General features: G+C 40.6%; 28 protein-coding genes and 1 pseudogene. 18 read left to right on the top strand and 11 right to left on the bottom strand.

The window, feature by feature from the left end:
* Window positions 1–209: 209 nt before the first annotated feature.
* The 3 genes from HUS62_RS03985 to HUS62_RS03975 are packed head-to-tail and all read left to right on the top strand — an operon-like array spanning window position 210 to window position 1,824.
* Window positions 210–1,064: an alpha/beta hydrolase gene (locus tag HUS62_RS03985; RefSeq protein WP_220094957.1), complete on the top strand. Its 855-nt coding sequence runs from the start codon at window positions 210–212 to the stop codon at window positions 1,062–1,064.
* A complete protein-coding gene (locus HUS62_RS03980; RefSeq protein WP_062565018.1) occupies window positions 1,061–1,618 on the top strand; it encodes a DUF2975 domain-containing protein in 558 nt (185 codons plus the stop codon). The genes HUS62_RS03985 and HUS62_RS03980 overlap by 4 nt, the downstream gene beginning before the upstream one ends.
* Window positions 1,618–1,824 (top strand): helix-turn-helix transcriptional regulator, encoded by a 207-nt coding sequence (locus HUS62_RS03975; RefSeq protein WP_054560721.1) that lies wholly within the window; start codon window positions 1,618–1,620, stop codon window positions 1,822–1,824. The genes HUS62_RS03980 and HUS62_RS03975 overlap by 1 nt, the downstream gene beginning before the upstream one ends.
* Here the strand turns inward: HUS62_RS03975 and HUS62_RS03970 are convergent.
* Window positions 1,821–2,591, bottom strand: a complete 771-nt coding sequence (locus tag HUS62_RS03970) for an AraC family transcriptional regulator (RefSeq protein ID WP_175078605.1) — start codon at window positions 2,589–2,591, stop codon at window positions 1,821–1,823. The genes HUS62_RS03975 and HUS62_RS03970 overlap by 4 nt on opposite strands.
* A gap of 156 nt (window positions 2,592–2,747) precedes the next feature.
* Here HUS62_RS03970 and HUS62_RS03965 point away from each other — a divergent pair, with 156 nt between their 5' ends.
* The 7 genes from HUS62_RS03965 to corA all read left to right on the top strand — a co-directional run bounded on the left by HUS62_RS03965 (window position 2,748) and on the right by corA (window position 8,706).
* Window positions 2,748–2,996 (top strand): hypothetical protein, encoded by a 249-nt coding sequence (locus HUS62_RS03965; protein ID WP_054560719.1) that lies wholly within the window; start codon window positions 2,748–2,750, stop codon window positions 2,994–2,996.
* 384 nt (window positions 2,997–3,380) lie between these two features.
* Complete coding sequence (locus HUS62_RS03960) at window positions 3,381–3,764, top strand: hypothetical protein (protein ID WP_055021296.1); 384 nt, start codon at window positions 3,381–3,383, stop codon at window positions 3,762–3,764.
* Between the two features lie 167 nt (window positions 3,765–3,931).
* Window positions 3,932–4,144, top strand: coding sequence for a helix-turn-helix transcriptional regulator (locus HUS62_RS03955; RefSeq protein ID WP_054560716.1), 213 nt, complete (start codon window positions 3,932–3,934; stop codon window positions 4,142–4,144).
* 31 nt (window positions 4,145–4,175) lie between these two features.
* On the top strand, window positions 4,176–4,790 hold the full coding sequence (locus HUS62_RS03950) for a hypothetical protein (protein WP_062565021.1): 615 nt from the start codon (window positions 4,176–4,178) through the stop codon (window positions 4,788–4,790).
* A gap of 28 nt (window positions 4,791–4,818) precedes the next feature.
* Window positions 4,819–5,946 (top strand): serine hydrolase, encoded by a 1,128-nt coding sequence (locus tag HUS62_RS03945; RefSeq protein ID WP_220094956.1) that lies wholly within the window; start codon window positions 4,819–4,821, stop codon window positions 5,944–5,946.
* A gap of 437 nt (window positions 5,947–6,383) precedes the next feature.
* A complete protein-coding gene (locus HUS62_RS03940) occupies window positions 6,384–7,622 on the top strand; it encodes a hypothetical protein (RefSeq protein ID WP_175078604.1) in 1,239 nt (412 codons plus the stop codon).
* A 127-nt stretch (window positions 7,623–7,749) separates the two neighbouring features.
* Window positions 7,750–8,706 carry a magnesium/cobalt transporter CorA gene (corA, locus tag HUS62_RS03935; RefSeq protein ID WP_054560713.1) on the top strand — a complete coding sequence of 319 codons (957 nt, stop codon included), beginning with the start codon at window positions 7,750–7,752 and terminating at the stop codon, window positions 8,704–8,706.
* 60 nt (window positions 8,707–8,766) lie between these two features.
* Here the strand turns inward: corA and dps are convergent, their stop codons facing one another.
* From dps to HUS62_RS03920, 3 genes are all read right to left on the bottom strand, one after another.
* Complete coding sequence (gene dps / locus HUS62_RS03930; RefSeq protein WP_054551887.1) at window positions 8,767–9,285, bottom strand: DNA starvation/stationary phase protection protein Dps; 519 nt, start codon at window positions 9,283–9,285, stop codon at window positions 8,767–8,769.
* 224 nt (window positions 9,286–9,509) lie between these two features.
* The gene (locus HUS62_RS03925) at window positions 9,510–9,929 is read right to left on the bottom strand and encodes an HPP family protein (RefSeq protein ID WP_175078603.1); all 420 of its coding nucleotides are present in this window, start codon (window positions 9,927–9,929) and stop codon (window positions 9,510–9,512) included.
* Window positions 9,930–10,008: 79 nt separating this feature from the next.
* Window positions 10,009–11,019 carry a substrate-binding domain-containing protein gene (locus tag HUS62_RS03920; RefSeq protein WP_175078602.1) on the bottom strand — a complete coding sequence of 337 codons (1,011 nt, stop codon included), beginning with the start codon at window positions 11,017–11,019 and terminating at the stop codon, window positions 10,009–10,011.
* 131 nt (window positions 11,020–11,150) lie between these two features.
* On the opposite strand from HUS62_RS03920, the gene HUS62_RS03915 reads away from it, so the two are divergent.
* Together HUS62_RS03915 and HUS62_RS03910 are read left to right on the top strand one after the other, a co-directional pair.
* Window positions 11,151–11,954 carry a LytTR family DNA-binding domain-containing protein gene (locus HUS62_RS03915; protein ID WP_175078601.1) on the top strand — a complete coding sequence of 268 codons (804 nt, stop codon included), beginning with the start codon at window positions 11,151–11,153 and terminating at the stop codon, window positions 11,952–11,954.
* An 82-nt stretch (window positions 11,955–12,036) separates the two neighbouring features.
* A complete protein-coding gene (locus HUS62_RS03910) occupies window positions 12,037–12,558 on the top strand; it encodes a cytochrome b (protein WP_175078600.1) in 522 nt (173 codons plus the stop codon).
* Here HUS62_RS03910 and HUS62_RS03905 read toward each other — a convergent pair.
* Complete coding sequence (locus HUS62_RS03905; protein ID WP_175078599.1) at window positions 12,555–13,691, bottom strand: GGDEF domain-containing protein; 1,137 nt, start codon at window positions 13,689–13,691, stop codon at window positions 12,555–12,557. The two genes, HUS62_RS03910 and HUS62_RS03905, sit on opposite strands and share 4 nt — an antisense overlap.
* Before the next feature lie 155 nt (window positions 13,692–13,846).
* Entirely contained in the window at window positions 13,847–14,437 is a 591-nt protein-coding gene (locus HUS62_RS03900; RefSeq protein ID WP_055198399.1) for a LysE family translocator, read from the bottom strand.
* A 99-nt stretch (window positions 14,438–14,536) separates the two neighbouring features.
* On the opposite strand from HUS62_RS03900, the gene HUS62_RS03895 reads away from it, so the two are divergent.
* Both HUS62_RS03895 and HUS62_RS03890 read left to right on the top strand, forming a co-directional pair.
* Entirely contained in the window at window positions 14,537–14,986 is a 450-nt protein-coding gene (locus tag HUS62_RS03895) for an Lrp/AsnC family transcriptional regulator (protein WP_054551870.1), read from the top strand.
* A 104-nt stretch (window positions 14,987–15,090) separates the two neighbouring features.
* On the top strand, window positions 15,091–15,417 hold the full coding sequence (locus tag HUS62_RS03890) for a hypothetical protein (protein ID WP_175078598.1): 327 nt from the start codon (window positions 15,091–15,093) through the stop codon (window positions 15,415–15,417).
* A 180-nt stretch (window positions 15,418–15,597) separates the two neighbouring features.
* Here HUS62_RS03890 and HUS62_RS03885 read toward each other — a convergent pair whose 3' ends face one another.
* Window positions 15,598–15,978 carry a DUF4920 domain-containing protein gene (locus HUS62_RS03885; RefSeq protein WP_175078597.1) on the bottom strand — a complete coding sequence of 127 codons (381 nt, stop codon included), beginning with the start codon at window positions 15,976–15,978 and terminating at the stop codon, window positions 15,598–15,600.
* A 259-nt stretch (window positions 15,979–16,237) separates the two neighbouring features.
* Here HUS62_RS03885 and HUS62_RS03880 point away from each other — a divergent pair, with 259 nt between their 5' ends.
* Window positions 16,238–17,605 (top strand): alkaline phosphatase PhoX, encoded by a 1,368-nt coding sequence (locus HUS62_RS03880; RefSeq protein ID WP_138599908.1) that lies wholly within the window; start codon window positions 16,238–16,240, stop codon window positions 17,603–17,605.
* A 14-nt stretch (window positions 17,606–17,619) separates the two neighbouring features.
* On the opposite strand, the gene HUS62_RS03875 is transcribed toward HUS62_RS03880, so the two are convergent.
* The 3 genes from HUS62_RS03875 to HUS62_RS03865 form a co-directional block, all read right to left on the bottom strand.
* Window positions 17,620–17,799 (bottom strand): hypothetical protein, encoded by a 180-nt coding sequence (locus HUS62_RS03875; RefSeq protein ID WP_220094955.1) that lies wholly within the window; start codon window positions 17,797–17,799, stop codon window positions 17,620–17,622.
* Window positions 17,800–17,868: 69 nt separating this feature from the next.
* Window positions 17,869–18,777, bottom strand: a complete 909-nt coding sequence (locus tag HUS62_RS03870; protein ID WP_175078596.1) for an alpha/beta fold hydrolase — start codon at window positions 18,775–18,777, stop codon at window positions 17,869–17,871.
* A 154-nt stretch (window positions 18,778–18,931) separates the two neighbouring features.
* Window positions 18,932–21,301 (bottom strand): TonB-dependent receptor domain-containing protein, encoded by a 2,370-nt coding sequence (locus HUS62_RS03865; protein WP_175078595.1) that lies wholly within the window; start codon window positions 21,299–21,301, stop codon window positions 18,932–18,934.
* A gap of 252 nt (window positions 21,302–21,553) precedes the next feature.
* Between HUS62_RS03865 and HUS62_RS03860 the strand changes: the two are divergent.
* Window positions 21,554–21,919, top strand: a pseudogene (locus HUS62_RS03860) (MFS transporter); the annotation flags it as partial.
* A gap of 249 nt (window positions 21,920–22,168) precedes the next feature.
* The gene (locus HUS62_RS03855; protein WP_175078594.1) at window positions 22,169–22,642 is read left to right on the top strand and encodes a VOC family protein; all 474 of its coding nucleotides are present in this window, start codon (window positions 22,169–22,171) and stop codon (window positions 22,640–22,642) included.
* Here the strand turns inward: HUS62_RS03855 and HUS62_RS03850 are convergent.
* Window positions 22,639–24,279 (bottom strand): hypothetical protein, encoded by a 1,641-nt coding sequence (locus HUS62_RS03850; RefSeq protein WP_175078593.1) that lies wholly within the window; start codon window positions 24,277–24,279, stop codon window positions 22,639–22,641. The genes HUS62_RS03855 and HUS62_RS03850 overlap by 4 nt on opposite strands.
* 234 nt (window positions 24,280–24,513) lie before the next feature.
* Here HUS62_RS03850 and HUS62_RS03845 point away from each other — a divergent pair, with 234 nt between their 5' ends.
* A complete protein-coding gene (locus HUS62_RS03845; RefSeq protein WP_175078592.1) occupies window positions 24,514–25,827 on the top strand; it encodes a DASH family cryptochrome in 1,314 nt (437 codons plus the stop codon).
* The last annotated feature ends 95 nt before the right edge of the window (window positions 25,828–25,922 follow it).

Raw genomic sequence — 25,922 nt, 5'->3', positions numbered from 1 at the left:
ATAAATGCCGAGCGCAAATAAAATCGCTCAACACAGAATTTGAAAAATAATGAATTAAAGGAGATAGCGCTTTTGATCAAAGTTATTTCTCAAATGAAGGGCTTTTAATGTTCGATATTGAATAATTAATTATCGTTTTTCGGTAATTTTAGTTTGTTTTTTAACTTATCTAGTGCCATAGTAGTTTTTTTACTAGAAGGATCGTGAAAATGAAATTTGGTTCTATTGCAGTGGTTTCGCTGATTGTGCTGTTATTAACTGGTTGTACGACAATTAAAGTTGAGGAATCTCACTTTTTATATCCGGATAAAAAAATAACGATGCAGGAAATACAAAGTGTTGATGCCACCGCCAAAACGCAGGAGATAACTTTAAACACCGATGAGGGTACTAGACTTAAGGGTACCCTTATTAAAGTTGCAGATGCTCGTGCTACGGTAATTTACTTCGGTGGTAACCAGTTTCGCGTTAGTGCCGCAGGTGGGGAACCTGCCAAGCTACTTTTACCTTTTCAAGTTAATATTTTAATGATGGATCATCGTGGTTATGGGCTTAGTTCTGGAGTACCTAGCGTAGCTAATCTGCAAGCTGATGCATTACAGGTATTTGATTATGTAAAAGGCAGATCAGACCTAAATACTTTGCCTGTGGTGATCCATGGTCATTCTTTAGGAAGTATGATTGCCGGTTATCTTGCCAGTCAGCGTAACGTTGATGCTCTGGTACTCGAAGGGAGTGTGACAAATGTTGAACAGATGACAGCAGCACGAATTCCGTGGTTTGCTAAACCGTTTGTTAGTGTTGAGTTTAGTGAAGAGATTAAACAAGTCGATAATTTAAAAGCGTTACAAGTTTATCAAGCACCGCTATTAATAATTACCGGTGAAAAAGACACTCAAACTCCACCTGAGTTAGCTAAGTCACTATATCAACATGCAAAATCTCAGCAAAAGCAGATTTACATTGCAAAAGGGAAGCACCATTCTAATGCGTTAACAGGTAAGCAGTTAGCGACTCATTATGAGCAACTTCTAAAACAAATAACACTGAGTAAATCGTCATGAAAAAAATTGTTTGGATGAGTTCGTTTATCCTAAGCCTGCTATTTTTTACGCTTATTAGCTTGTTAGTAACAAGCATTATTGTGCTTTTCAGTGACAGTAATGTTTTAAGTTTTACACAAAGTAATGGTGCGCATATGTGGATTGGTCTTGAAGTCAGCGGCTCTTGGCAAGGAGTTGCACAAACATTAAATGAGCATGGTTTTGATAGTGTTTTATGGCTTGGTCTTGTGCAATTGCTACCGTTTATTCTGATCAACATAATTTTGATTCGGTTATTTTTGCTTTACCGACGTGGATCCTTCTTCGCTATTGAAAATATACAATGTTTTAAATGGTTAGGTGGCGTATTATTGGCGCAATTTGCACTAGTTGTGTGCTACCCGTCACTACTTATAACTCTTCTTAACTTGGCAACAGGATCAGATATCGGAAGGGTCGTGGCTATACAAGATACTGATATTATAGGCTTAGTGATGGGATTAATTATTTATGTTATTGGTTGGATCATGGGTCAAGCGCAGCAGCTACAAAAAGAGCAAGAGTTAGTGATTTAATGGCGATTATTATTGATTTAGATGTAGTGTTAGCTAAGCGAAAAATGAAGTCTGCAGAATTAGCTGAAGCGATAGGTATTACGCCACAAAACTTATCAGTTCTTAGAGCTGGACGAGCTAAGGCTGTGCGCTTTACGACCTTAGATGCAATTTGTAAGCACTTAGGTTGTCAGCCTGGTGATATTCTGCGTTTTGAGGATGACTAACGAAAAATAAGCTTTGTTTGTTTAGTTTGAGAGTCTTTTAATAACTTGCGGTATTTTGCTGGGGTGATGTGCATTATTGCTTTGAATTCTTTGATTAAATGAGGCTGATCGGTAAAGCCACATTCAAGTGCAATATCTGCAAAGCTTATTTCAGGGTTGTCTTTAATTGCTTGTTTAGCAAGTTTTACTCGGTAGATACGCTCAAAATACTTAGGGGTGACGCCGCATTGATCCTTAACTTGCCTTTCGAGCTGGCGTTGACTGAGTGGGGCAAGTTGGTAGGCAGTTTCGAGTGGCGTTAACTCTATAAGGTTACGGATTAGGTGTTTTGAGTGCCTGTTGCTGTGGTTAATGTTTTTATTATCAGTAAAGTGGCGGCTAATAAGCGTAACAAACGCGGCTAAGCTGGCATTATTTTGCAGACCTAGTGCAATTTCACATAGGGACTGCTCTGCAAGGAGTGGGTGAGCGTTTCGCTTTAGTTCAGACAATACGGTTGGGTTAAAACGAATACCACAAAACTGTGCATCGTGTGAAAATGTGACTTTAGATGCCTGAATCGATGTTTCTTGCACTGCATAAGGGGCAGCAAGCGGCTTGTCATCAAGTAAAACTTCACCAGCAACAGGAAACACAAGCCCTGTGGCACCATCGCAGGCAAGCCATTGCTCTCCTTGAGAGTGCGCGGTGGCATACCAAATAGCTTGTATGCTATCGGCAAGATTGCCCTTTGGGGTCATTAATTCGAGCGTTAAATGGTTACTCATTAAACTTCACAGCCTCTATCGATAGCGAAAGTATCATCAATTGAATAGCGTTGTGTCAATTTTTAGTCCAAAAGTAAGCTACTTTAAGGGCTGTTATTCGCACCCTGTTTTTAATCCTGCTATGCTACGCCCATTAGCAATCACTGAGTATTTGAGATGATTAACGATAACGATGTAATTGAAACATTAGACGAGTTAGAAACATTTTTACGCCTAGTTGAAACTGGCGGTTTAGGGCTAGAGAATGTAACCGGTGTTGCCCTTGCAACCAATAATAGTGATGGCCGCCCATTTATTGCGGTACTTGATGATAAACATCAACTTTTACTTGGCCGTTACGTGACTAGTGAAGTGTATGAAAACGGTAAAGATATGGTACGTTACGGCACTAAAAAGCCGCATTAATAATCACTGTTTACCAATAAAAATGGGGCGAAGACGCCCCATTTTTATTGGTAGTCGGCAAGCTCTCTGTGAATGCTCATTACCAGTTCACTAGGAATGCATAATTGATTAGCGAGCGTGTCTAAGTAGTGTTTAGAAATAGCTTGGTTTAAATCAATCCTGATTTATTTAAATTACCCACTAACTTTTGTAAGTCTTTCATTGTTCTCTCCTTGCAGTTATGTGCCCAGACTAGGTGATTTAAAGTGAAAAGGAAACGAGATAAATGTTACAAAACACATCAGGTAACAATTATCTGCTTTAGGTACTTATCTTTAGCTTGCTTAAAATACACCCAGTACTATAAGTTAGGGTTTCTGTTTAATTAATAATAAGGAAAAACTCATGGCAGACAATTACACACCACCTGAAGCAAGCCTTCAGATGGCATCTGAAAATAACTCAGGGCAGGGGAAGGTAGACGATTTACCCGAGGGCATTAAAGGCTTTAGTTGGGGCGCTTTCTTGCTAAGTTGGATTTGGGCAATTGGCAACAGCACTTGGATTGGCTTATTGGCCTTAGTGCCTTATGTTGGTTTTATTGTGTCGATTTATCTGGGTTTTAAAGGCCGAGAAATGGCATGGCAAAATAAACGTTGGGATAGCGTTGAGCATTTTCAACGAGTACAAAAACAATGGTCATTTTGGGGCGTGTTGATCATTGGTGGCATATTTTTATTGGGTATTGTAGCGGCGATAGCTATCCCTGCTTACCAAGCCAATGTCTAACTTATAAATAGAGCGAAAAGCCAGTATTTACTGGCTTTTTTTATGCCTGAAATGGTCAAAATATGGGTTTAATTACTTACTGAGTTATTATGTTTTTCATTCTTTATTTTATGATAATCGTAAAATAAAGTTTGACAATCATAAATCCACTGTGTACTTTTTAGACTATGAAAATACGAATCAACCTAGATATAGAATTGGCAAAGAACAAAATGCAGCTGAAAGAGCTATCTCAGCGCATTGATATTTCTATGACCAATTTATCATTACTAAAAAACGGAAAAGTGAAAGCGATCCGCTTTAGTACCCTTGAAGCTATTTGTGAAGAGCTTAATTGCCAACCCGGCGATATTTTGGTGTACGAACGCGATAGCGAATAACTTTACAACGCAACAGGATTTTGGAGGGCATATGCTCAACCGTGACTATTTACTACCCGGCATAGCAGCAGGATTACTCGCTGTGATTTTTCCCATGTACTGGATTTCAGTATTTGGCGAAACACTCGATGGCTTAGGAGAGGCGCTTAAGCTTGATTTACAAAGCTTAAACTTTTCAGACCTTGTGTTCGTGCTCATCGGTGCACTTGAAATTTACGTGTACCTGAGTTTACGCAAAGCACTAAAAGATATGTTCGATGTTGAAGGTGTACGCATACTGTTATGTGTGCTTGCGGTGCTGGTATTAGCTTTTCATGCCACTGTGTTATGTGATGTTTATCTTGCCGTAGCTGGTGATAAAGCATCGAATGATGTAGTAGAAAGTATTTCAATTATTGCCATGGTGGTCTCGGCTGGAAGTTTAGGCTTGTATGCCTTAGTGGGTTTGATCACAGCCGCGTTATTACTAACAAAGCGCCATGGAATGTCATCGTTGCTAACGGTGTTTTCTATCCTATTGTTGCTAATGTGCATCTTACAGCTAACGGTGATTTTTGCTTACTTGAATGTGTTTTTATTCCCAGCAGCATTATTAATTTTAATGGTGTTCTTTATCAAAAAGCCTGAGCAAATCGAAGTGATTTAACAACGCTTTGTAACACAAGGAATAGGGTATGAGCTGGTTTAAAACGATTCTGTTAACGCTATTTTTGTCATTTGTTTGGGCTGCTACCTGTGTGTATGGTGGTGTCAGTGGTTGGTTTTTAAAACCCATTGCCGAAACGGGCAATACTGAGCAATTTATTGCTAATAGTCAGGCGCTGATTGCCAACAATCACGCAAACATTGCTTATGTTTTGATTGAAAATGGCCAAGTGGTTTTTCAAGATTACTCAAAAAGCAAAGATGAAATAACCGCAAATACTTTGTTCCCCGTGGCATCGCTCAGTAAATTTATTACCGCCTATGGCATGATGACTCTGGCAGAGCAACAACAAATTCGTTTAGATCACGCGATTAATGAGCAACTGACGGGTTGGCAGTTACCTGAATCAGAGTTTGATAATCAAACCGTTAGCCTTGCTCATCTGTTATCTCATACTGCGGGGCTTGGTGATGGTTTAGGCTTTGCTGATATTGAGCTAAATGAAACCGTACCAAGCGTGCTTGCGTCGCTAAACAAGCCGCTATCATCAACGGGTGTGCGTGAAATTAAAGTCACCAAGCCTGTGGGCGATTTTCAATATTCTGGGGGCGGCTATTTGATGCTGGAGCTGCTGGTCGAAGAAAAAACGAATCAACGCTTTGCAACTTGGATGGCTGATAACGTCTTTAAGCCAGTCAATATGACTGATGCTAGTTACGATGTACTCACTGAGTTAGACAACATCGCACCTGCTTATGATAAAAGCGGTCAAGCTGCGGGGCATTTTCAATACGCATCGGCAGCGGCAACAGGCTTACTGGCAAGTAGCCATGACTTAATCGCTTTAGTGCAAGCATTAACATCACCTCAAACAGGGCAGTTAAGCCCGCAAATGATCAGTACCATGCGAGCGCCTTTGGCAATTAGCTTAGGCGCACCAATTTGGGGGCTAGGTACCATGCTTTATGCACCAACAGCATCGGGAGATTTTGTGTTTGGCCATGATGGCGCGAATGAGCCAGCAATAAATAGCACACTTCGCATCAACCCAGATAACAATGATGCAATCATCGTACTTAGTAGCGGCGGTGAACATATTGCATCAAAGCTCGGTTATGAATGGACGCTTTGGCAAACCGGTTACCCCGACTTTTAGCGTTTGATGTTGCCTTGCAAAGTGCTTTTGTACCTTGCTTAATAGGCCTTGGCATCATCTTGATAGGTATGCTTTTGGTGCGTTTCAAAAAAGCGAAATAAACAACGTATGATTGTCACATTTTTAACTCGTTCTAATAATTAGCTTAAAGCTCAGCCTAGCTCACTACCCCCTACTCTTTAATAAATCAATTTATTGAAAAAATAAAAGCCTTTTATTTCATAAGCTTGGATCTTTAACAGGTAATTTAATGTAAATTCTAGATGTTTTGCTGACTTTTTAAACGCTTATTCAGTTTAAGTGGTTGTACCTGTTGCAATTTTGCAACAGTGAATCAATAATTCCTTTTCAATCAAGTGGTTATGTTTTCTGTTTGGGTACTTTTAACCGTTCAGATTGACTAAGCACTTTTAAAAATAAAAATATGGAATTTTTTGATGTATAAAAAAGTACTTTACCCTTCTTTGCTAGCAATTAGCGTCTCTGTTTTATCTGGTTGTGGCACAACGCCTGCAACGCCTGAAGAGCTAGCAATGCAAAAAGAAATGCAGCAAGCTTTTATTAATAAATTGAAGGGCTCAACTTTAACGAGTGTAATCCCGCAAGCCCAGCAACATCAGCAGCAAAAGGTTGAGAAGCCGGAAGTTGTTATTTCTGAAAGTGAATTATTAACTCAGAAAGAAATCGTTGACCAAACTGGTGGGCCAGCAACATTTATGCGTGAAAAAGATGGAATATTGATAAATGGTTCAATGTTTCATGATTACGAAGGGGAAGTGGCTAACTTAGGTGCTGATCGTCTAACAGGCCAATTTACGTATGCAATTGAGAACTTTGATGGCACGTTTACTCTAAAATACAGTAAAGCAGGCTCAAGTGAAGGTGCTGTTAAACTTGCAACTGTTACTAAAGATAATGATTCATTTAAAGTGAAAACGGTGACAGGTAAGTCATTTACAGGTACGTCTGTTACACCAACATCCGATGGCTTTATTGTAGGGCGAGCGGGCTCTGCTTTTCGCTACGTGATCGGTTCTAATAACGTAAAATCTATTTCAATATTAGATGGTTACCACATCGCGAAACACCAAAATGGTGATGTTGCATCAACAAATTTTATTTTGCTAGAAAAAGATAAAACTAAAAGCAATAACCCTTTAACAGGGTTATTTGAGTCAACTAAGAGTTTAGGAAATACACTAGGCTTTAATAAAGTAGATGATTATATTCTGTTAAACATTAACGACAGCACAATTGTTCCTTTAGATGTGAGTATCTCGGGTAAAAAAGTTGCAGAGCACTCAAACTGCCGTAGTAAAGGTTTATACAATGAGTGTGACAATGTTTCTTTCAAAGAATCGTTATATAGAAAAGATGGATTCAAGAACAACAGTCATTATTATTGGGCAATTGATTGGATTAATACACCTTCAGGCCCTCTTGCGTTCTACAAAACGAGTACAAAAGTAAAAGTTGTAGATATTAATAGAAAACAAGTGCATACCGTTTTTTCTAGAACACTCGGTGTGAATGAGTTTATTTTAATTGAAAAACGAGATGGCACGGTTGCAGTAAAAGCGCAGTTAGGCTTTAGTCATGATCAAGTTGATAATATCGAAGGCTTTATCAGTACAAATAAAGAAGAAATAGAACCAATGCAACAGCTTGGATCATAATTAGTTTTTTGAATATGCTTAAAGCCCCCGTTTGGGGCTTTTTTGTTTCTTCTACATCGATGGTCATTGTTCATTAACGTGAACAGCTATAGTATTTGCTTTACATTGATTATTCAGGGTAGGGCGCATGTTACGATTTTTTTCTATAGACCAAGGTGTGATCACAGAAACTGAGCCAGCTGCAGATACGCCTCTTGCAACCGCCATAAAAAATGCCCACTGGATTGATACCATAAATCCAACCGAAGAAGAACGACAAGCGCTGGCAAGCACGCTTAATATCACACTACCTGGTGCTGATGATGTTGAAGAAATCGAAGCCTCTTCCCGTTGTTTTATTGACCATGAAGGTTTGCATGTGCATGCGCTTTTCATGTCACCAAATGAAGGGCGCTTTAATACGGTAACCGTGGCTTGTTTGCTACAAGACAACTGCTTGCTGACAATCCGCGATGATGAACTAGCCGATTTTCGTCTATTACGACTGCGTGCTCGTAAAGGGCAAGTAGCGTGTGATAATCCAAAGCAACTTTTGGTGACTTTATTTGACCAAAAAGTCGAAAACCACGCTGATATGCTTGAAGACATGCATCACCAATTAGAAAAACTCAGTGCCTACGTACTTGAAGAAGATGATTCTGATTTAGAAGAAGCTGTTAGCCGAATTTCTCGCCTTGAAGATAATAACGGTAAGGTGCGTTTATGTTTGATGGATACTCGCCGGAATATCTCGTTTTTACTGCGCCACCTAGGAGCGCCTACAGAAGATCGAGAATCACTACGTGAAATTGTGCTTGATATTGATACCCTCATGTCTCACTGTACATTTTTGTTTGATAAGGTTAATTTCTTAATGGACTCGACTCAGGGTTTTATTAACATCGAACAAAACCAAATTATCAAAACTTTCTCAATTGCCTCTGTGGTGTTTTTACCGCCGACCGTCGTCGCCAGTATTTATGGAATGAATTTTAATAGCATGCCTGAACTGCAATGGGCATGGGGTTACCCGTTTGCAATTGGCATTATGTTGCTGTCTGGCTTTGCACCATACTTGTTCTTTAAACATAAAGGTTGGTTGTAACAAAGCATAAAAAAGCCCAGCAATTGCTGGGCAAGGGGTCTTCGGATAGACCTAGGGGGTTTAACCTTTCAATTCGCCGGTAGACGATTCGATATGTGCACGAACAAACCATTGAAATTGTTCTAAATCAGCCAGTTGGCCGGTGATCATATCTTCAGAAACTGGGTCTAGCTCACCAAGCTTATCGATAGCTGCACGGTGGTCTTTATTGACTCCGTTATACACTTTATCAAGCGCTGTTAGATGGTCAGTAACTAAGCCTTTACCAATTGAATAATCTTGCCAAGTACGGCGTTCTACAATTGATTGTGGTGTGCCAACAGGTACGCCGCCCATAGTTGCAATACGCTCTGCAATCGTGTCAGTCATCTCTTGCACTGCGCTTACTTGCGGGTCTAACATTTCGTGTACACCAATAAAATTAGGGCCAACAACATTCCAATGAATGTGTTTTAAAGTGAGGTGTAAATCGATTAAAGCGACCATGCGCTGGTCTAGAATAGCAATCGTGTCAGCTGCAGCTTGGTCTTTAACACCGGGTGCTGTAAATTCTGCGATTTTTGATGATGAATTACTCATTACTCCTCCGAGATTATCTATAAAATTCCTTTCGCTTTTAGTTTAAAAGCGCGCTTGATTAGGTAGAAGCAAGCGCTGTGCCTAAAATGGAATGTTTGTAAGTCATTGAATTTTAACGGCTAATTTAATTTCCTTTTAAGGTGGAGTGTTTGTGGGGAGGTATGAGTATGAAAACTCTGCACACCTTCTGTAAAAAATTCAGTGTGCAGATACAAACTTACGACTTAAGAAAGCAATGCAGCTGCTAAACGAACAAAATCAGATGAAGTTAGAATTCCCACTAGGTTGTTTTCTTTATCAACCACAGGCATGCAGCCATGACGGTTTTCAACAAAAAACTTAGCAACTTCGTGAAGCGGTTGCTCTGGCGAGATACTAGTAAAATCGGTAGCCATAATATCAACTACTTTAGTTTGCTTTTCTTTGCGTTCAAGGGCGCTGGCGCTGTAATTAGCCATGATATTCATTACCTGAGCAATCATGATTTTTTGCGTTAACATGCCAACTAAGCCACCGTGCTCATTGATCACCGGAATATGGCGAACATTCTTCTCTTTCATTAGATTATGCGCGTCATGCAGGGTATTTTGCGCACTTATGGCGAATGGGTCTGGCGTCATCAAATCACTAACTAGGTGTGTCATGGCTAAATCCTTACAATTAATCAAGTTGTGGTAAGTCTAGCGCTTATCGAGTTAATTGCACTTTAGTTAGATCAAAGTTTTAGTGATTAACGGTGCAAGTACCTGCATTACTTTGCTGACAATAGTGAAAGTCTAAATAATAGTGAGACTTAGCTGGGCGTTCACCTTTAGTGAGGTATTGATACATCAACTCGGCAGAAAGTCGGCCCATTTCAAAAGGGTTTTGACCAATATTGGCCGATGATAATCCTTGCTGTAATACTTCTAATTGCATTTGCTCAGTATCAGCAGAAACGATCACCACCTCTTGATTGGCAATGCGTTGTTTATGTTTAGCAATCACGTTTGCATAGTTAGAGTTAAATTGAGCAAAACCCGCTACCGCTAAAAATAGTGGTGGATTTTCAAGGTTAAGCAGTTTGTCGAGTTGACCGAGGGAGACTTCTCGCTTGCCTAAGCTATATAAAGGGCATCTATCGAACTCACTCCAGCCATTTTCACCGCTTAAACGTTTATCTTTTTGCCCAGATAACGCATAGCGAACACCTTCAATACGCTTGTTTAAATTAGGTGTTGTTGAGTGCCCTGATTGAATACAAACCTGGTTATTTTCTTTGTTGGTGAATTTTTTTAATTCGTTACCTAAGGCCACACCATAATCAAAATTATTGGTACCTACGTAGGTTAAACGGTACTGCTGATCTTTCTCGAGCAGATCAGAGTCAAACGTGATCACAGGAATGTTGTTATCTTTAAGCTTTTTTAATGCTCTTTCAACAAGGTAATTGGAATCTGTGGTTGCGATTAATAAACCACTAATGTTGTTTCTGCGAACTAGGTCGGTGATCACTAATACTTGCGTGCGAATATCTTGAAAGTCTTTGGGGCCGTCGTAAATACATTCAAAATCGAGATGCTGTTTTGCAAATTGCTCACACCCTTTAAAGGCTTGCTGATAAAAGCTATCGTTTTTGGTTTTACCCACAACAGCCACCACATATTTAGCCTGAATTGGCAGGGCAAAAAGCCAAAAACTGGCACACAAAAGTACCCAGTTTAATTTAAAATTTAATAATACTTTTAAAGACATAGCACTACATATTGCAAGTTAAGTATAAGCACGAGCTAATTATAGTGGCAGAGTTCGAATTTACCAGTCAGCATTTGCATCAATCAACTGGCTTTAACATATAATGAAAAAGCCTTTTTAGGGAAGCGGCTATGATCATATATAAATACTGGCAGCAATTAACAACACTTTGGCAAAAGGCCACTTTTTTATGGGGGGCTTTTTTTATTCTATTTAATGCATATTGCTTTTTTTGGCGTCATTTAATTGCGGGAGGCCAATATCAGTTTATTGACTCACAAATTTTTTGGCTAAAAGAGTGGGGGGCTTTATGTACTTTAAATATTGTTCTGGTGGCTTTTGTTGATTTAAAAGCCAGGATTAATAGCAACTTATTTGTTTTTATTATTACGTGCGCAGTGACTATTTGTTCTTTGGTGATGTTACGTATTTTTGTTGATTACTCTTTTTATGGCTATGCAATAGCTGCTTCATTCATTCCGCTTTTACCAAAGTACTTAATCGCATGTTGTTTGGTTTTGGCGTTATGGCGAGTATGCAGCATGTCGCTCTTGTCAAAAGCAAAGAACGACAAGCCAGAGAAAGGTCTATCCGAATATATTAAAATAAACCATAAAGGGGTTGTTAAGAGACTCTCCCCAGAATCAGTATTATTTATAAAAGCTGCCGGTAACTATGTAGAAATACAAACATTAACCGAATGCTTTTTAAAAAGAGATACCATCAAAAACATTCAAGCTCACTTACCTTGCAATGAATTTAAGCAAGTGCACCGCAGCTACCTTGTAAACTTAGCTCATATTGAAGATTTTAATCTTCATAAAGCAAATGCAACTTTAAATATGAAACTAGGGTTTAGCATTCCTGTTAGCAAAACTTTTAAACCAGCATTAGCAAATGTATTAAGTGAGCCAAGTGTATTCGTCACAGAATGATGGGTTTCGTCACAATCTTATTTAAAACAGAAGCTTAATCTTTACTATTAAGTCATGAATACAGTTTTTAAGGATAAAGTTCATGACAAAAAAGACACAGAAAACACATAAGTTACTGCATTGGCTCAGTGCGCTATTAGTCATTAGCGTACTTGTTTTGGGTTACTACATGACCTGGGTGACTGACTACAGTTTGTATCATTGGCATAAATCAATTGCGGTGATCATTGCCATCGTCTGGCTGTTAAGAATAGTTTATAGGCTCTATCAGCCGTTTCAATCTACTGTACAAACAAGCTTAACTAAGTGGTTGCATTTATATCATTGGGGCTTGCTAATCTTGCTAGCTGTAATGTTACTGTCTGGTGCTTTTTATAGTGGTTTCGGCGGCTTTGGTATTGCCGTTTTTTCGTGGCAGTTAGTGGCTAGTAATTATAACGAAGCAGGTCAGGCCGTTGCGTCAAGCGCCTGGTTAAGCGATTTTGGCTGGCAAATTCATATTTTATCTGGCTATGTGCTATCAGCTGCTCTTTCAATCCATATTTTAGCGGCGCTTAAGCATCACTTCATAGATAAAGACGCGACCCTAAAGAATATGCTTTAAGCGTTTATTTTAATTTGGTTTCGACCATTATCTTTCGCCTCATAAACAGCTTTGTCTGCGCGGTTTACTAAGCTTTCAAAGCTGTCATTTGACTGCCAGTTGGTTAAACCAAAGCTAGCGGTGACAGGTATACGGTGCTCTTGATAAGCTATTTGACTGCCTTCGATGGTTTTACGAAGGCCTTCTAAAAATTGTGTCGCTGACTTGATGTCGGTAGCAAAGAACAACAGTAAAAATTCTTCACCGCCGAGCCTGCAACATAAGTCTTCTTTTTTCAAATGGTGTTTCATTAGATCAGAGAACACTTCGAGTACTAGGTCACCGCCATCATGCCCGTAACTATCATTAATACGTTTGAAGTAATCAATATCAACTACGCAGGCGAATAAGCTAGATGTTTGACTTGGGCTGAATAGTTGCTGCTGTTCGATAATGAATTGTAGTCCGCGGCGATTGTAAAGCCCGGTAAGTGGATCTTTTAAAGACAGCTCCAAATAGCGTTTTTTTTCATCCACTAACAGGGTAGTGATGAGACCAAGGCCAGTCATAACAAACACGGTTGCATGGGCAATAACCGTGAGAGAGTATAAGGTCGCTAAATTGTGTTCATGGGTAATGATACTCAGCTGTGAAATAGGCACCAAAAGAAGAATACACTGCGCCATCGACAACACTGTATTGCCTATGTTCTTCTCACAGACAGCGCGCTTTGTTGTGTAGTAAATAAGTGCAGGTAACACGCTTAGCGTAAAACAGGCTTCAACAAGGGCAAGTTGATTTATATTTTGAGTAAGGAGGACAAATACAGAAAAAATAGCACCATGCGCAATGATTATCTTATTAAAGCGGCTGGGTTCATCATGGTTATAAATGGATAATTGCAGTAATGTCATGGAGATCATATAAATCACCACACCAGAGCGAAAACTTGGCGTAAGGTCTAATAAGTCTTGGATCCAAAGCCATGCAAAGCCAATTACACCAAGGTAAAAAAACAGGTTAAATAAGTAAATCGAGCGGTTATTAAAACTACTGCGCATCAGGCGCGTGGCTATAATGGAGCAGGTTACTACCGTAATGAGTAAGAAGACAAAAAAGCCGTGGTAAAAGTAATTCTCTACGTTACTAGCCATGAGTCGCACTGAAAAGCTCTAGGTAAATAAAGCTTAGCACAGGAAAAATTACTCACCTTTAAATCCTACCTATGATTCAAAAATGCTTTAATCGTTAGTTCATTTATTGATAGCTAAGCTTTCAATACACTACTGCCAAGCAAAGCTTGCTCAAATTAAAACAAACTAAACATCACTGAAGCGATTAATAGTATTGCCATTAGGTAGTTAAATGCTTTTAAGCGCTTTGGGCTGGCAAGCCAGTGTTGCAGCTTTTCGCCAAGTAAAGTCCACGAGCTGACACACGGCAGGTTAATTAAGCCAAATACGAGGCTTACGATTAACACAGAGGTGAGGTTTTTGTCTGGGGCATATAAGCTTACCGCGCTTAATGCCATTGCCCACGCTTTTGGGTTCACCCATTGAAATAGTGCAGCCTGAATAAAAGTAAACGGCTTACTTTCACTACTGGCTTTTTGTTGTGCGTTACTTGTGGCAATTTTAAACGCCAGATAGAGCAAGTAAGCAATGCAAAATACCTTTAATATCAAGTAGCTTGGTGGAAACAAGTCAAATAGCTGCATGATGCCAAGGCCCACCAAAACCAGCATCAACATAAAGCCAAGCGTCACGCCAAGTAAGTGTGGTGTGGTTCTTTTAAAGCCAAAGTTAGCACCTGAGCTCATCAACATTAAGTTATTTGGTCCAGGGGTAATTGATGACACCAAAGCAAATAATGCCAAGGCTGTTAAAATTTCAAAACTCATCGCTATCTCTCCATTTAAATTAAGATGCAATTATAAGTTGTAATGCACGCAATTTTTGCGCTTAATGTTGTTGCGTATGTTTAAGATTCACAATCAAAAATGAAAAAAGATAAAATTAACGACAGAATATTGCATGAGCTTAAACGCAATGGCCGAATTGCCAATGCCGAGCTGGCAGATAAAGTGGGTTTATCGCCATCGGCATGCCTTCGTAGAGTACAAGAACTAGAAAAGCTTGGGGTTATTGCTGGGTATCGGGCGGTTATTAATAATCAGGCTGTTGGCTTAGGATTTATCGCTTATGTTGGGGTTGGTTTAAATGAGCACTCAACAGTATCTCAGCGAGCATTCGAACACGCTCTTGAGTTTATTGATGAAGTAAAAGAGTGCCACAATGTAACTGGCTCGTTCGAATATTTGCTGAGGGTTGAGACGGCGGATCTCAAGTCCTACAAAGCGTTTCATGCAGATGTGCTCGGCTCAATTCCACAGGTACGAACCATTACCACTCATGTGGTAATGGAATCACCGAAGGATGAACGCGCTTAACAATAGAGTTTGTACCTTTTTTGTCATTAATTTATTGCGAGCTATAAGGCCTTAGCCTAGAACCTTCGCGTTAAAATAATAATATATAAGGAAATTACGTGAAAATGTTTAAGCCTTTTTTGGCGTTTATAGCTTTAGGTTTATTAGCAGGCTGTCAATCGACAACCGAAACAGGTGTATCGATGGCCCGCTTTGAGAGCCCAGAGATCAACAGTGACCCCTTTCATTTTCGTGCAACCGTTGGTACAGATACAAGCAAGATCATTGCGAAAGATACCAGCGAGAGTACTTCAACGAGTACAGCGATAACGACTTCGATGAGTATGACCTTAGGTTATTCGACGGAGCTTACCGTAGGGGCTGGTATTGGTGGCGATCATGATTATGAAAAATATGCTATTAAGCATCAATTTTATGGCAGCCCTTTATAATCGGCTGTCGAGAAAAACTTCTCTATGGCTGTCAGCCTTGGCTATATTCGCAGTGAAGATGCGGGGTATGGTCCACTATTAGCGGGTAATTATGATGACGATACCTATGATTGGGATTTATCGCACGATACTTATGATATTGCACTTATTTCAGGATACCGATTAAGCTCAAAAGCCTTATTATACGGCAGTGTCTTTTATCAAAAAGGCACGATCGATGTTGATTATACACAGATGTATTACCTTGCCAGCGATAGCTTTACTGCCTTTAGCCGTCATCGGGAATACCATGTCGCCATCTTCAACTTTGATACGTAAGTTTTCAAAGCGTTTGTCAGATGCAAGCGTCATCCAGCAACCACGTTTTTCGCAAACCCCAGTGATAGTCCCTTCCACGGTAATTGGACTTGCAAGGTAATCGTCTGGTGAGGCCATAACCGTCGAAATTTTAATGAGTTTGTCACTGTCGACTGGATTGCCAAACTGTAAGCTAAAGGCGTGTTGGCTAAAGCTTAAAAGCGCCAATGAAAATGCAATAAATGTTTCTGATTTTAGGAACATAGCGGTTGCTTCTTGAAATAAAATTAAGCCTTAGTTTAAGCGATTTACATGTATGATAAAAGTTTAATGAGATTGAAAATGATTTTCAATTAAGTTAAGTCTAGATCAATTACTTATTCATGTTGTACGGGTTCTATCAGTTAAATCAAGCTTTATGACAATTTCGTGAATATTGTGATGATGTAACTTTTTATCGTTTCATTGCTTTATAATGCCTTTTTTATTTGTATGATAAAGCTGGTTTTAGCTTGGAGTTAGCATGGTTTCACGTCGAGAATTTTTAGTAGGGGCGGGCACATTGGCCTTTTTAGGGTTATCAAAAAGTGCCATAGGTAAAGTGTCGTTAGGTGATTTAAAAACAACGGCTGTGGGCTTTGGCCCGTTAATTCCCGATCCAGATAAACTGCTCGACTTACCCGAGGGCTTTAGTTATCAAGTAGTTTCAAGCCTAGGTGAGAAAATGTCTGATGGGTTTACGGTACCCGATAAAGCCGATGGCATGGGTTGCCTAGCGCTTGGTAATGACCGCGTTGCATTAGTGCGAAACCATGAGCTAAAACCAAAAGATTTAGCGAAAGCTGAAGCAAGTATTGCCAACCATAAAACGCCCCTGGCTTTTGATACTAACAGTGACGGTGTGGCGTTACCGGGTGGCACAAGTCATATCGTTTATAACTTAAAAACCCATCAAAAAGAGCAAGAATACTTGTCATTGGTCGGCACTATTCGTAATTGTTCTGGCGGTATTACGCCATGGGGCACCTGGCTTACGTGCGAAGAAACCACAGATACCAAAGCCGATGGATTTAACCAAGATCATGGTTATATTTTTGAAGTACCCGCAAATAGCAAAGGCTTAATTAAACCTGAGCCATTAAAAGCCATGGGTCGATTTAACCACGAAGCGGCTGCTGTTGATCCGCGCACTGGCATTGTTTATTTAACAGAAGACAAAGGTGATAGCGTCTTTTATCGTTTTATTCCAAATGAATATGGCAAGCTGCATAAAGGCGGGCAATTACAAGCGATGGTGGTAAAAGGTAAGCCACAATTCGATAGCCGTAACTGGAATAATAAAGCTATGGGGCTACATCAAGAGCTTGAGGTTGAGTGGGTCAATCTAGATAACCCTGAAAGCCCGAAAGACGACCTACGCCTACGCGGCTACAAACAAGGTGCAGCATTGTTTGCTCGCGGTGAAGGTATTCACTGGGGTGATAAAGAGCTTTATTTCTGCTGTACCAATGGTGGTAAAAAACAACTTGGTCAGGTTATGAAATATCAGCCATCAGAATTTGAGGGCACAGATAAAGAAGCACAGCAACCTGGTAAAATTTCATTGTTTGTAGAAAGTACTAGTAAAACCCTCTACAACTTTGGCGATAACCTAACCGTGTCACCTAATGGTCACTTAATTGTCTGTGAAGACCAATACACCGATGTGGTTGATAATCATCTTCGAGGTGTGACACCACAAGGGCAAGTTTATAATTTTGCCCGTTTAGTGGCGCAAACCGAGCTGGCAGGTGCCTGTTTTTCACCAGATGGTAGTACTTTGTTTGTGAACGTTTACTCACCTTCAAAAACACTTGCTATAACAGGCCCATGGCATCAATTTAGTGTTTAACAAATAAAAGAGCTTTACTCTAATTCATCAATTATTAGTAACGGAAAGTTCTTTGCCGAGCGGGGCTGCCAATCTACAAACTCAATATTGCTGACATTCAGTGTATTGAGTGCTTTTTTTGAGTAGCTCCAGCCTCTGGCTTTTTGTGCCACAGCTGCACGTTTTAGCTCTTCAGATAAACCAATGGTTAGCAAGTCATGCTTAACCCCGCGTTTTGCATAAAACGCTAACCTTATAAATTATATGATAATTCTATCATGCTTTTAGGGTTTTTTAGCGTTGACTTTAGCTGCGTGTTTAGCAATCCACTTCGTCATTTTTTTCATTAAAGCGGGCGGAAAATCATGGCCCATTCCAGGCACAACTTTTAACTTACTGCGCTTTATTAACAGTGCGGTGTTGATACCCGCAGACAGTGGCATAACAGGATCAGCGCTGCCATGAATTACTAATGTGGGAGCTTTAATCTTTTTTAGTAATTGCTCGCGATAAGGCGTTGCGGCAATGGCTGCAAGCTGACGTTTAAAGCCTGTTTGATTCGTGTGGGCCCGCTCAATATAGCGTTCTGCGTTGGCGTATAAAGCGTGTTCATCTTGTGGGTAGGCTGGGCTGCCAATGAGTTGGTTGAGCCTAACATTGTAATCAATCGCGGCTTCTTTATTACTGCTTCGGGGGCGTATTTTAGCGAGCTTTACTAGCAGATTAATGTTTGAACCCGAAAACGATAACGGCGAGCTACTCGACATAATTGAAGTTAAGCTCAGTACACGTTTTTTATACTTTGCTGCGGCAATTTGCGCAATCATGCCACCCATCGAAGCCCCCACTAAGTGCGCTTTTTTGATAGCAAGTGCATCCATTAATTCTTTTACATCGCGAGCCATGTCATCGAGCGAATAGGGCAGCTTTGAGCGAATGGGTAATCGGCGGCTAAGCCAATGCTTTACGAGACTCGGCTTGCCTAACTCATCTAACGATGAGGACAGCCCTGCATCACGATTATCAAAACGAATAACCCGAAAGCCTTTTTCGACCAAGCCAAAATATAGCGACTCTGGCCAAACGGTAAATTGAGCACCTAAGCCAATAATTAAGATGATCACTGGCGCATTTTTATCGCCTTCATCTTGATAACTAATACAGATACCGCTGGCTGTAAGGATATGTTCCATAGACTGACAAATAAGCTTACGCAGGTATCATCAGCTTAGTGTGTGAAGTTGGCAGTTTAGTGACAGTAAAAAGAATACTGACAGTAGGAGTAATAGTGTAGTTAGAAAAATAGACAGCACATGACTGCATGCTGTCTATTTTCAGGGAGTTTTCTTAGAAGTAAGCAGTAACGCCAATCCAGAAATTACGGCCTTTATCTTTAACGTTGTAGTCGTCTGTGAATGTGACTTCGCTAACTACACCGCGACCTGTTAGGTATTCATACTCACCATCGCCATTTAGGTCGGTATAGCTTGTGCTATACGAGGTGAAATCTTCGTCTAATAGGTTGTTTACACGGGCATTGATTTGCACGTACTCATTTACATAAAACTGCGCACCTAAATTAAGTAGGTTGTAGTTTTTGTAATACAGCGCTTTGTCGTGCACGTTATCCCAACCGCGGTAACGGTCTGAACGATATACACCTTGTAGGTATAAGTTCATAAAGTCAGTCGCTTCCCAGTTTAGGGTAAGGTTTGCCATGTGCTCAGCTGAGTTAGTTAATGGTTGACCTTGTTCAGGACCGCTCTTTTGTTCGCTATCAGTCCACGTGTAGTTACCGTTAACAGACACTGTTTTAGTGATTGTGTATTGACCAGCAATTTCAACACCTTGAAGGTCTACTTCGTCGATATTGATCTTTTGGCTGTAGCTATCGTAGCCAAGTTGATCGTACTGACCTAAGTTCACACAAGGGCGTACATCGTTAGTTTGTTCACAGCTTAAAATAGTGTCGCCGCGGGCAATTTTGTCTTCAAACTTGGTGTTGTAGTAAGTCACATTAATGTTGTGATCGCCATCAAGCGAAGTCCAATAAAGTGCAACTTCAGAGTTCACACTGGTTTCTGGTTCTAAATCTGGGTTACCCGCAAATGGGCTTGTGCCCTGACCACCAAATCCGGTGATACCGTCGTAAAGATCGGTGGTTTGCGGCGTTTTATAACCTGTACTTACACCACCTTTTAAGGTCCAAGTGTCAGAGAGGTTGTATACACCGTAAACGCGCGGTGATACTTGGCTGCCAAATACATCATGGTCATCGTAACGAGCACCTAATGTAAAGGTGAAGTTGTCAGTTGCCATCCAGTTATCTTCGGCAAAGATTGAGTACATGTTTTGCTCTTGCACTTGACCTGCTTGGTCACTTTCAAGGCCAAATACGCCGTCTTTTAATTCACCGTCGATAAGCTGGCCACCAATTGCTAGGTTATGGCTACCAAAGCTACCTGTGATAGGAATATCAAAGCGTAAGTCATAAGTATATTGGTTGCTTTCTAGAGGGCGAGCAGGGCGCGGTAAGAATGTTTCTTCAGCTAAATCTTTACGTGCTTGTTCGTCCATTCCCTCGTATTCGCCTGTACCATCGTACATAGCTTGTAGCTCTAATCGCTCGCTTACACTCAGTGGTAAAGTACGGCCATTGTTTTGCGTATCAACATAAGATACAGAGGCCTTAACCGTTGCCCAATTAAGTTCACCATCGTAGCTGAGTGACCACCATTCACGGTCAAACTCTTGGTCTGCCGCATAACCTGCGCGCGGGTTTACTTGGCCGCGGCGGTCTTGCCAAATTGATTCAATGTTATCTTTAGTACCAAGCGGGTAAGTAATGGTGCCAGACTCAATGTCGTAGCTTGGCGTGTTGTCGTACACTTGGCTTGAGTTATCGTAATCAAAACGTAAATGATGCGACTCAAACGGTGTATAAGTTAAAGTAAAACCATACTGCTCGTTTGTATTGTCAACGGTACGACCGCCACTACCAAAACCTAATGAACGAGCATGTACAACACCATTAGGATCGGTTGCTGGTTCAAATGTTGGCGATGATGCTTGTTGCTCGTAAACGCTGCCGCGTACACCTAAGCTTAATACGTCTTTGATAAGCGGACCCATCACACTAAAGTCAGTGGTAATGTCATCACCAAAATCATCGTTTTGTTGTAATGAACGGCTAAAAGATACTGCACCACTCCAGCTGTCTGTGTGCTTTTTAGTGATGATATTAATTACACCACCAAGTGCATCTGCACCATAAAGCGTTGATGCAGGGCCACGGATTACTTCAACACGTTCAATGGCATCAACCGGTGGTACGTGGTTAAACGCGTTGCCACCAAAATTGTTTGGGTATATGTCGCCATGGTTATTTTGGCGTTTACCATCAATAAGTAACAGGGTGTATTCACCTGTTAAACCACGCATACTTACACTACCTTGGCCTGTTTTATCACGGGTTGTACCAATGTCGATACCTTCTAAATACTGTACAGCATCAAGTACTGAGGTGAAGGCATGAGACTTAATATCTTCATTAGTGATAATTGAAATACTTGCAGGTGCTTCGGTAACTTTTTGTTCATAACCTGTTGCTGTGATAACTAAGCGTTCCATATCTTGTTTTGGCTTAGCGTCATCAGCAAAGGCTGAAAAATGTGTTGCTATGGCAAGTGCCAGTAAGCTTGGTTTTATTGATTTCATTGTAGGTTTCCAGTTCTTTTTGTTGGTTATCCCTTTGAGGAACGCTGCGTATATTACAGAAATGAAAAATACAATCAATAACTATTCTTATTTAGATTAATCTTTTTCAAGTTGGCTTAACAGTATTCACAATTAAGTTGCGTTTGTTTTTTAGCTAATTAATACGCTGTTACAAACAAGTTTTAGATTAAATACCCAAGGCAGATTCAGTTCCTGTATAGTGTTTTAATCATCATCATAAAAATTAAAATAATGAATTCAGATATCTCTTTAGCGCGCTTTAAGCAGTTTCCAGTGCTTATGTGGATCTTCTTATTTGGCTCGTTTATTACCCGTGGCAGCTATTACATGGTGTGGCCATTTCTTGCGGTGATCTTGTATGAAAAGTTTGCTTTATCGGCGACAGAAGTTGGTTTGGTACTTACCAGTGCAGCCGTGATTTCTGTGTTTACCAGTTTTATTGGCAGTAGCCTCTCAGATAAAGTGGGCCGGCATACGCTGATGTACATTACCGGCGTGTTGTATATTATTTCTTTCTCGCTGTTGGCTGAGGTAGAAACCGTGGCCGGTTATGTGATTGTGATGACCTTATGCTCGATTGCGACTGCACTTTGGCGCAGCTTCGTTTTATGATTTAGGGCTTGCTTTAGCACCACTTGGTGGTGGTTTAATTTTAGATTATTACGATGGCCCAACCTTATTCTTTGTAGCGGGAGGGCTTTGCCTTGTGGTGATTTACTTATACGCCAAACTCGAAAAGTTACCCAGACCCGATTTTGCAAGCACATTGCCAAAATAAATTTATAACGTGAAATAGCACAACAGCTGCTACCTTTATAACTCACACATTTAACGTTGAGGTGTAACATGGCTGTTTCTGCAATCCCAAAAGGCTTCCATGCGGTAACCCCGTATTTGGTTATTGAAGGTGCCACTAAGACGATAGAGTTCTACAAACACGCTTTTGCTGCTGAGCTTGTAATGCAAATGCCCTTGCCTGATGGTGGAGTGGCGCATGCTGAAATAAAAATAGCCGACTCTCATATTATGCTTTCTGATAATTGCCCTGATGTGCAATTTAAGTCGCCTCAACAACTTGGCGGTACACCGGTGAGCATTATGCTGTATGTTGAAGATGTCGATGCTGTTTTTGCCAAAGCGTTGTCGCTTGGGGCAAAAGAGCTGCGCCCAGTACATGACCAATTTTATGGTGATAGGTCAGGGACTTTAGAAGACCCTTTTGGTCACATTTGGACTATAGGCACACACAAAGAAGACCTCAGTGAACAAGAACTTATGCAGCGTATGGGCGAGCTTATGAGTAAAGAGCAAGATGCTTAAAAAGTTGTTTCAACCGACATTCCTATTTGCCATGAATCAACGTCTTGGTAACTGCCCAGAGGCGTACTAAAGTCGATATGGATCACATTGTCGTTACTTGAGCGCGATGAATATAGGCGAATACCAACGCCTGCACTGGTTAGCATTGAATCTGAAATATTCGCAGTTTCAGTGCTGCCAAAAGCTTGGCCTACATCAACAAAGCCAACAAAGCCTACATCTACAAACTGATACAGATTGATGTTAGGGTACATTCTTAGTTCCGCCGTTGCTTGTAAGCTTGAAGTACCATGTTGGTAACTTTCTGGGAAGCCACGCATACCTTCTTCACCGCCAACAGCCAGTGGTTTATCAGCAAACTCATGGTTTTGCCAATGACCATTTAGATGCGCATAAAAGGCAAATGAGTCTGACCAGCGATAGTTCATTTGTGCTTTTGAATAAAGCGCTAAACGGTCATCAAGCTCAGTTCCGACATTGCCTTTGATGCCAGCGGCAAATCGATACAAGGCGTTATTGTTAAACCACGCTTTGGTAAGGTTTGTATCAAATAAAAAGCCTTGGCCAAAATTTACGGTATCGATGGCAAACTTTGAATTTAGCTCCCAACCGAGGTTAACGTCTTCGTTGTGGTTTATTAGGTCAATATCGTGCAATACGGCGTAATTGTCTTCTAGCCAATGTAATCCGACCCAAGGCGCTGCAGTGGTGTAATCGTTAAGGCCGTCAAGCAAAGGTTCTGTTTCAAAAGGGCGGTAACTGACATCTTGGTAATCAATCCCGGCAAGCCAGTGAAAGGTTTGCTGACTGTCTTGCGATAAAATTCCGCCGTAAGCAAACTGGGCGATTAATTCATCGGTAAAGAACTCTGAACGGGTTATACCATTTTGATAAATATAACTTTTTTGCTTTTGTGATTTAGCAAAGTAGCGCATTAGTGCGTCACTGCTGCGTTGATAAAAAGGCTGATGATAATCCACTAAAAAGACTTGCCCGTCATCGTAATCATCAGCTTGTAAAGTGAGGGTTGCATGAGGCTGCCAAGGCACTGGCATTTGCAGCACTGAGTGGTAGCCTGAGCGTTCATGATCTGATTTATACTTTAATGATGCGCGAATACCGTAGCCTAAAAAGTTTTCTTCTTTAAAGCCTAAGCTGTATTTATTATTACCGCTACTACGGCCAAAATTAATGGTTGGCAATAAACTCCATGTATCCCAGGTATCGATTTGCACCACGCGAGGCTCATCTTCAAGGCAATCTTTTGTATAGCTAACCTTGGCATCTCTTAAGTATTTTTTGCTGCGCAGAATACGCTCAGCTTCTTGTAGCTGACGCTCACTGACTTGGTCACCCTCTTTGAAGGTTATTTGCTCACTAACAACTTTGTTTTTGGTATCTATGTGCAGCCAGTTTATAAAGCGATGTAGGGCGGTTGTTTCAGGGTCATTTGGATCGAAAATCGTATGCGTATCAATGTTGAGTTTATCAACCGTGATGTCTTTGTCTTCACTTAATTCTGCAGTGGTTTTGCTTTTTACTTCACAAACCACATCTAAGCTTAAAGGCTCGTTTGCATAAACAGTCCCTGTAGCAGTGCATGTTATTAATAAAACAGGTGTTATTTTATTCATCATTTTATGCCTACTAAATACCAAGGAGACGCAGCATGTTTGGCTTTATCAACCTTTAAATTCTTTACAGTTATCAGCATAAAATCGCTAACTTAAGAAAAACTTAACTAAAACTTAAACTTCATTGAAGATTGTAAGTTTATGATTAATAAACGTTATGCTAACTAACTGTGGCGAAGTTAATCGATAAATAGCTGGCTTACGTATGATTTCTTAAGGTTTCTAATAGAGTAAATAATGAAAAAGCGTGTTTTATATTGGCTGCAAAATGATTTACGCCTAGTCGACAATGAAATTCTATCTGAGTTAGCTGATTTTGATGGCGAGCTTGATTTAGTGTTTGTGATTGAGCCGCGCTGGTTTAGGCAAACTAACTATCAATCAAAACCGTATGGCACGCATAGACACCATTTTTTACGTGAAAGCCTAGCAGCATTTGCACAAGCTGTTGAGAAGCTTGGGCAAACACTCCATGTGCTAAGTGGTGAGCCTGAGCAAGTAATCAGTCAGCGATTACAAAAGTATGATATTGAAACATTGGTTTGTACCGAGCAAGTTGGCGTTTATGAGCAAAAACAGCTCGATAAAATCAAAGTGTTATGCCCAGAAGTGACAGTAAAAACCTATCAGCAAGATACCTTGTTTAAAGCAACGGACTTGCCTTTTCAGCTTGATGACTTACCTAAAAACTTTACTGCCTTTCGCAAAAAGGTAGAAGCTGAGCCAACCTTTATAGCGGCGCCACAGCAAGCGGTTAGCTACTTACCTCACCCAGTTCAACTATGCCCTGAGCAAGCTATAGATGTTGTCCCTGTTCACTCAGGAAGTTTTAAAGGTGGCTTAATTGCAGCTCAGCAGCATTGTAATGCGTACTTTTCATCTCAAGCGCCAAGCAGTTATAAAGAAACACGCAATGAGTTAGACGGCTTTAGTAACAGTACTAAGTTCAGTGTATGGCTCGCTGGTGGCACAATTAGCGCAAAACAGCTGTACCGAGAAGTGGAAGTGTATGAGCTACAAAAAGGTGCGAATGAGTCGAGCTATTGGATAAAGTTTGAATTACTGTGGCGCGAATATTTTAAGTGGCATGCAACGCAGGCTGGTGCAAAACTCTTCCAGTTTAAAGGGCAAAAGCACAGTGCACCGCTGACGACTTTTAACAGCCAGCGCTTTAATGCGTGGTGCCAAGGTCGCACGCCGTTTGCTTTGGTTAATGCAATAATGCATGAGCTTAATGAGACAGGTTATATTGCTAACCGCTCGCGGCAAATTGCGGCAAGTTGTTTTGTCAACGAGCTTGAACTGGATTGGCGCTATGGCGCAGCGTATTTTGAACAGCAACTCATCGATTACGACGTGGCTGCAAACTGGGGTAATTGGCAATATATAGCGGGTGTCGGCGTTGATCCTAGAGGCGGTCGACATTTTCATATTAATAAGCAAACAGCCCTTTATGATCCTCTGGCGCGTTACATTCGAAAATGGCAAGGAGATCAAAGCATAGTAAGTACAATCGACAGTGTAGATGAGGTGGATTGGCCAAAAATGTAATAGCCTGCGTTAGATCAATATTCTTCACGGATTTTTAGTGTTTTTTTATTTTGTTAACTAAAATAATGATTAAGGCTTACTTTTATTTCGGGTGA

Source organism: Pseudoalteromonas sp. 0303, assembly GCF_013349995.1.
Taxonomy (GTDB): Bacteria; Pseudomonadota; Gammaproteobacteria; order Enterobacterales; family Alteromonadaceae; genus Pseudoalteromonas.
Note: the sequence above shows the minus strand (reverse complement) of the source record. Positions and strands in the feature narration are given on the sequence as shown.

Bases quoted from the DNA above. Each gene is read 5' to 3' on its own strand.
- HUS62_RS03985 (WP_220094957.1), top strand. From the start codon at position 210: ATGAAATTTGGTTCTATTGCAGTGGTTTCGCTGATTGTGCTGTTATTA.
- HUS62_RS03980 (WP_062565018.1), top strand. From the start codon at position 1,061: ATGAAAAAAATTGTTTGGATGAGTTCGTTTATCCTAAGCCTGCTATTT.
- HUS62_RS03975 (WP_054560721.1), top strand. From the start codon at position 1,618: ATGGCGATTATTATTGATTTAGATGTAGTGTTAGCTAAGCGAAAAATG.
- HUS62_RS03970 (WP_175078605.1), bottom strand. From the start codon at position 2,591: ATGAGTAACCATTTAACGCTCGAATTAATGACCCCAAAGGGCAATCTT.
- HUS62_RS03965 (WP_054560719.1), top strand. From the start codon at position 2,748: ATGATTAACGATAACGATGTAATTGAAACATTAGACGAGTTAGAAACA.
- HUS62_RS03960 (WP_055021296.1), top strand. From the start codon at position 3,381: ATGGCAGACAATTACACACCACCTGAAGCAAGCCTTCAGATGGCATCT.
- HUS62_RS03955 (WP_054560716.1), top strand. From the start codon at position 3,932: ATGAAAATACGAATCAACCTAGATATAGAATTGGCAAAGAACAAAATG.
- HUS62_RS03950 (WP_062565021.1), top strand. From the start codon at position 4,176: ATGCTCAACCGTGACTATTTACTACCCGGCATAGCAGCAGGATTACTC.
- HUS62_RS03945 (WP_220094956.1), top strand. From the start codon at position 4,819: ATGAGCTGGTTTAAAACGATTCTGTTAACGCTATTTTTGTCATTTGTT.
- HUS62_RS03940 (WP_175078604.1), top strand. From the start codon at position 6,384: ATGTATAAAAAAGTACTTTACCCTTCTTTGCTAGCAATTAGCGTCTCT.
- corA (WP_054560713.1), top strand. From the start codon at position 7,750: ATGTTACGATTTTTTTCTATAGACCAAGGTGTGATCACAGAAACTGAG.
- dps (WP_054551887.1), bottom strand. From the start codon at position 9,285: ATGAGTAATTCATCATCAAAAATCGCAGAATTTACAGCACCCGGTGTT.
- HUS62_RS03925 (WP_175078603.1), bottom strand. From the start codon at position 9,929: ATGACACACCTAGTTAGTGATTTGATGACGCCAGACCCATTCGCCATA.
- HUS62_RS03920 (WP_175078602.1), bottom strand. From the start codon at position 11,019: ATGTCTTTAAAAGTATTATTAAATTTTAAATTAAACTGGGTACTTTTG.
- HUS62_RS03915 (WP_175078601.1), top strand. From the start codon at position 11,151: ATGATCATATATAAATACTGGCAGCAATTAACAACACTTTGGCAAAAG.
- HUS62_RS03910 (WP_175078600.1), top strand. From the start codon at position 12,037: ATGACAAAAAAGACACAGAAAACACATAAGTTACTGCATTGGCTCAGT.
- HUS62_RS03905 (WP_175078599.1), bottom strand. From the start codon at position 13,691: ATGGCTAGTAACGTAGAGAATTACTTTTACCACGGCTTTTTTGTCTTC.
- HUS62_RS03900 (WP_055198399.1), bottom strand. From the start codon at position 14,437: ATGAGTTTTGAAATTTTAACAGCCTTGGCATTATTTGCTTTGGTGTCA.
- HUS62_RS03895 (WP_054551870.1), top strand. From the start codon at position 14,537: ATGAAAAAAGATAAAATTAACGACAGAATATTGCATGAGCTTAAACGC.
- HUS62_RS03890 (WP_175078598.1), top strand. From the start codon at position 15,091: ATGTTTAAGCCTTTTTTGGCGTTTATAGCTTTAGGTTTATTAGCAGGC.
- HUS62_RS03885 (WP_175078597.1), bottom strand. From the start codon at position 15,978: ATGTTCCTAAAATCAGAAACATTTATTGCATTTTCATTGGCGCTTTTA.
- HUS62_RS03880 (WP_138599908.1), top strand. From the start codon at position 16,238: ATGGTTTCACGTCGAGAATTTTTAGTAGGGGCGGGCACATTGGCCTTT.
- HUS62_RS03870 (WP_175078596.1), bottom strand. From the start codon at position 18,777: ATGGAACATATCCTTACAGCCAGCGGTATCTGTATTAGTTATCAAGAT.
- HUS62_RS03865 (WP_175078595.1), bottom strand. From the start codon at position 21,301: ATGAAATCAATAAAACCAAGCTTACTGGCACTTGCCATAGCAACACAT.
- HUS62_RS03855 (WP_175078594.1), top strand. From the start codon at position 22,169: ATGGCTGTTTCTGCAATCCCAAAAGGCTTCCATGCGGTAACCCCGTAT.
- HUS62_RS03850 (WP_175078593.1), bottom strand. From the start codon at position 24,279: ATGATGAATAAAATAACACCTGTTTTATTAATAACATGCACTGCTACA.
- HUS62_RS03845 (WP_175078592.1), top strand. From the start codon at position 24,514: ATGAAAAAGCGTGTTTTATATTGGCTGCAAAATGATTTACGCCTAGTC.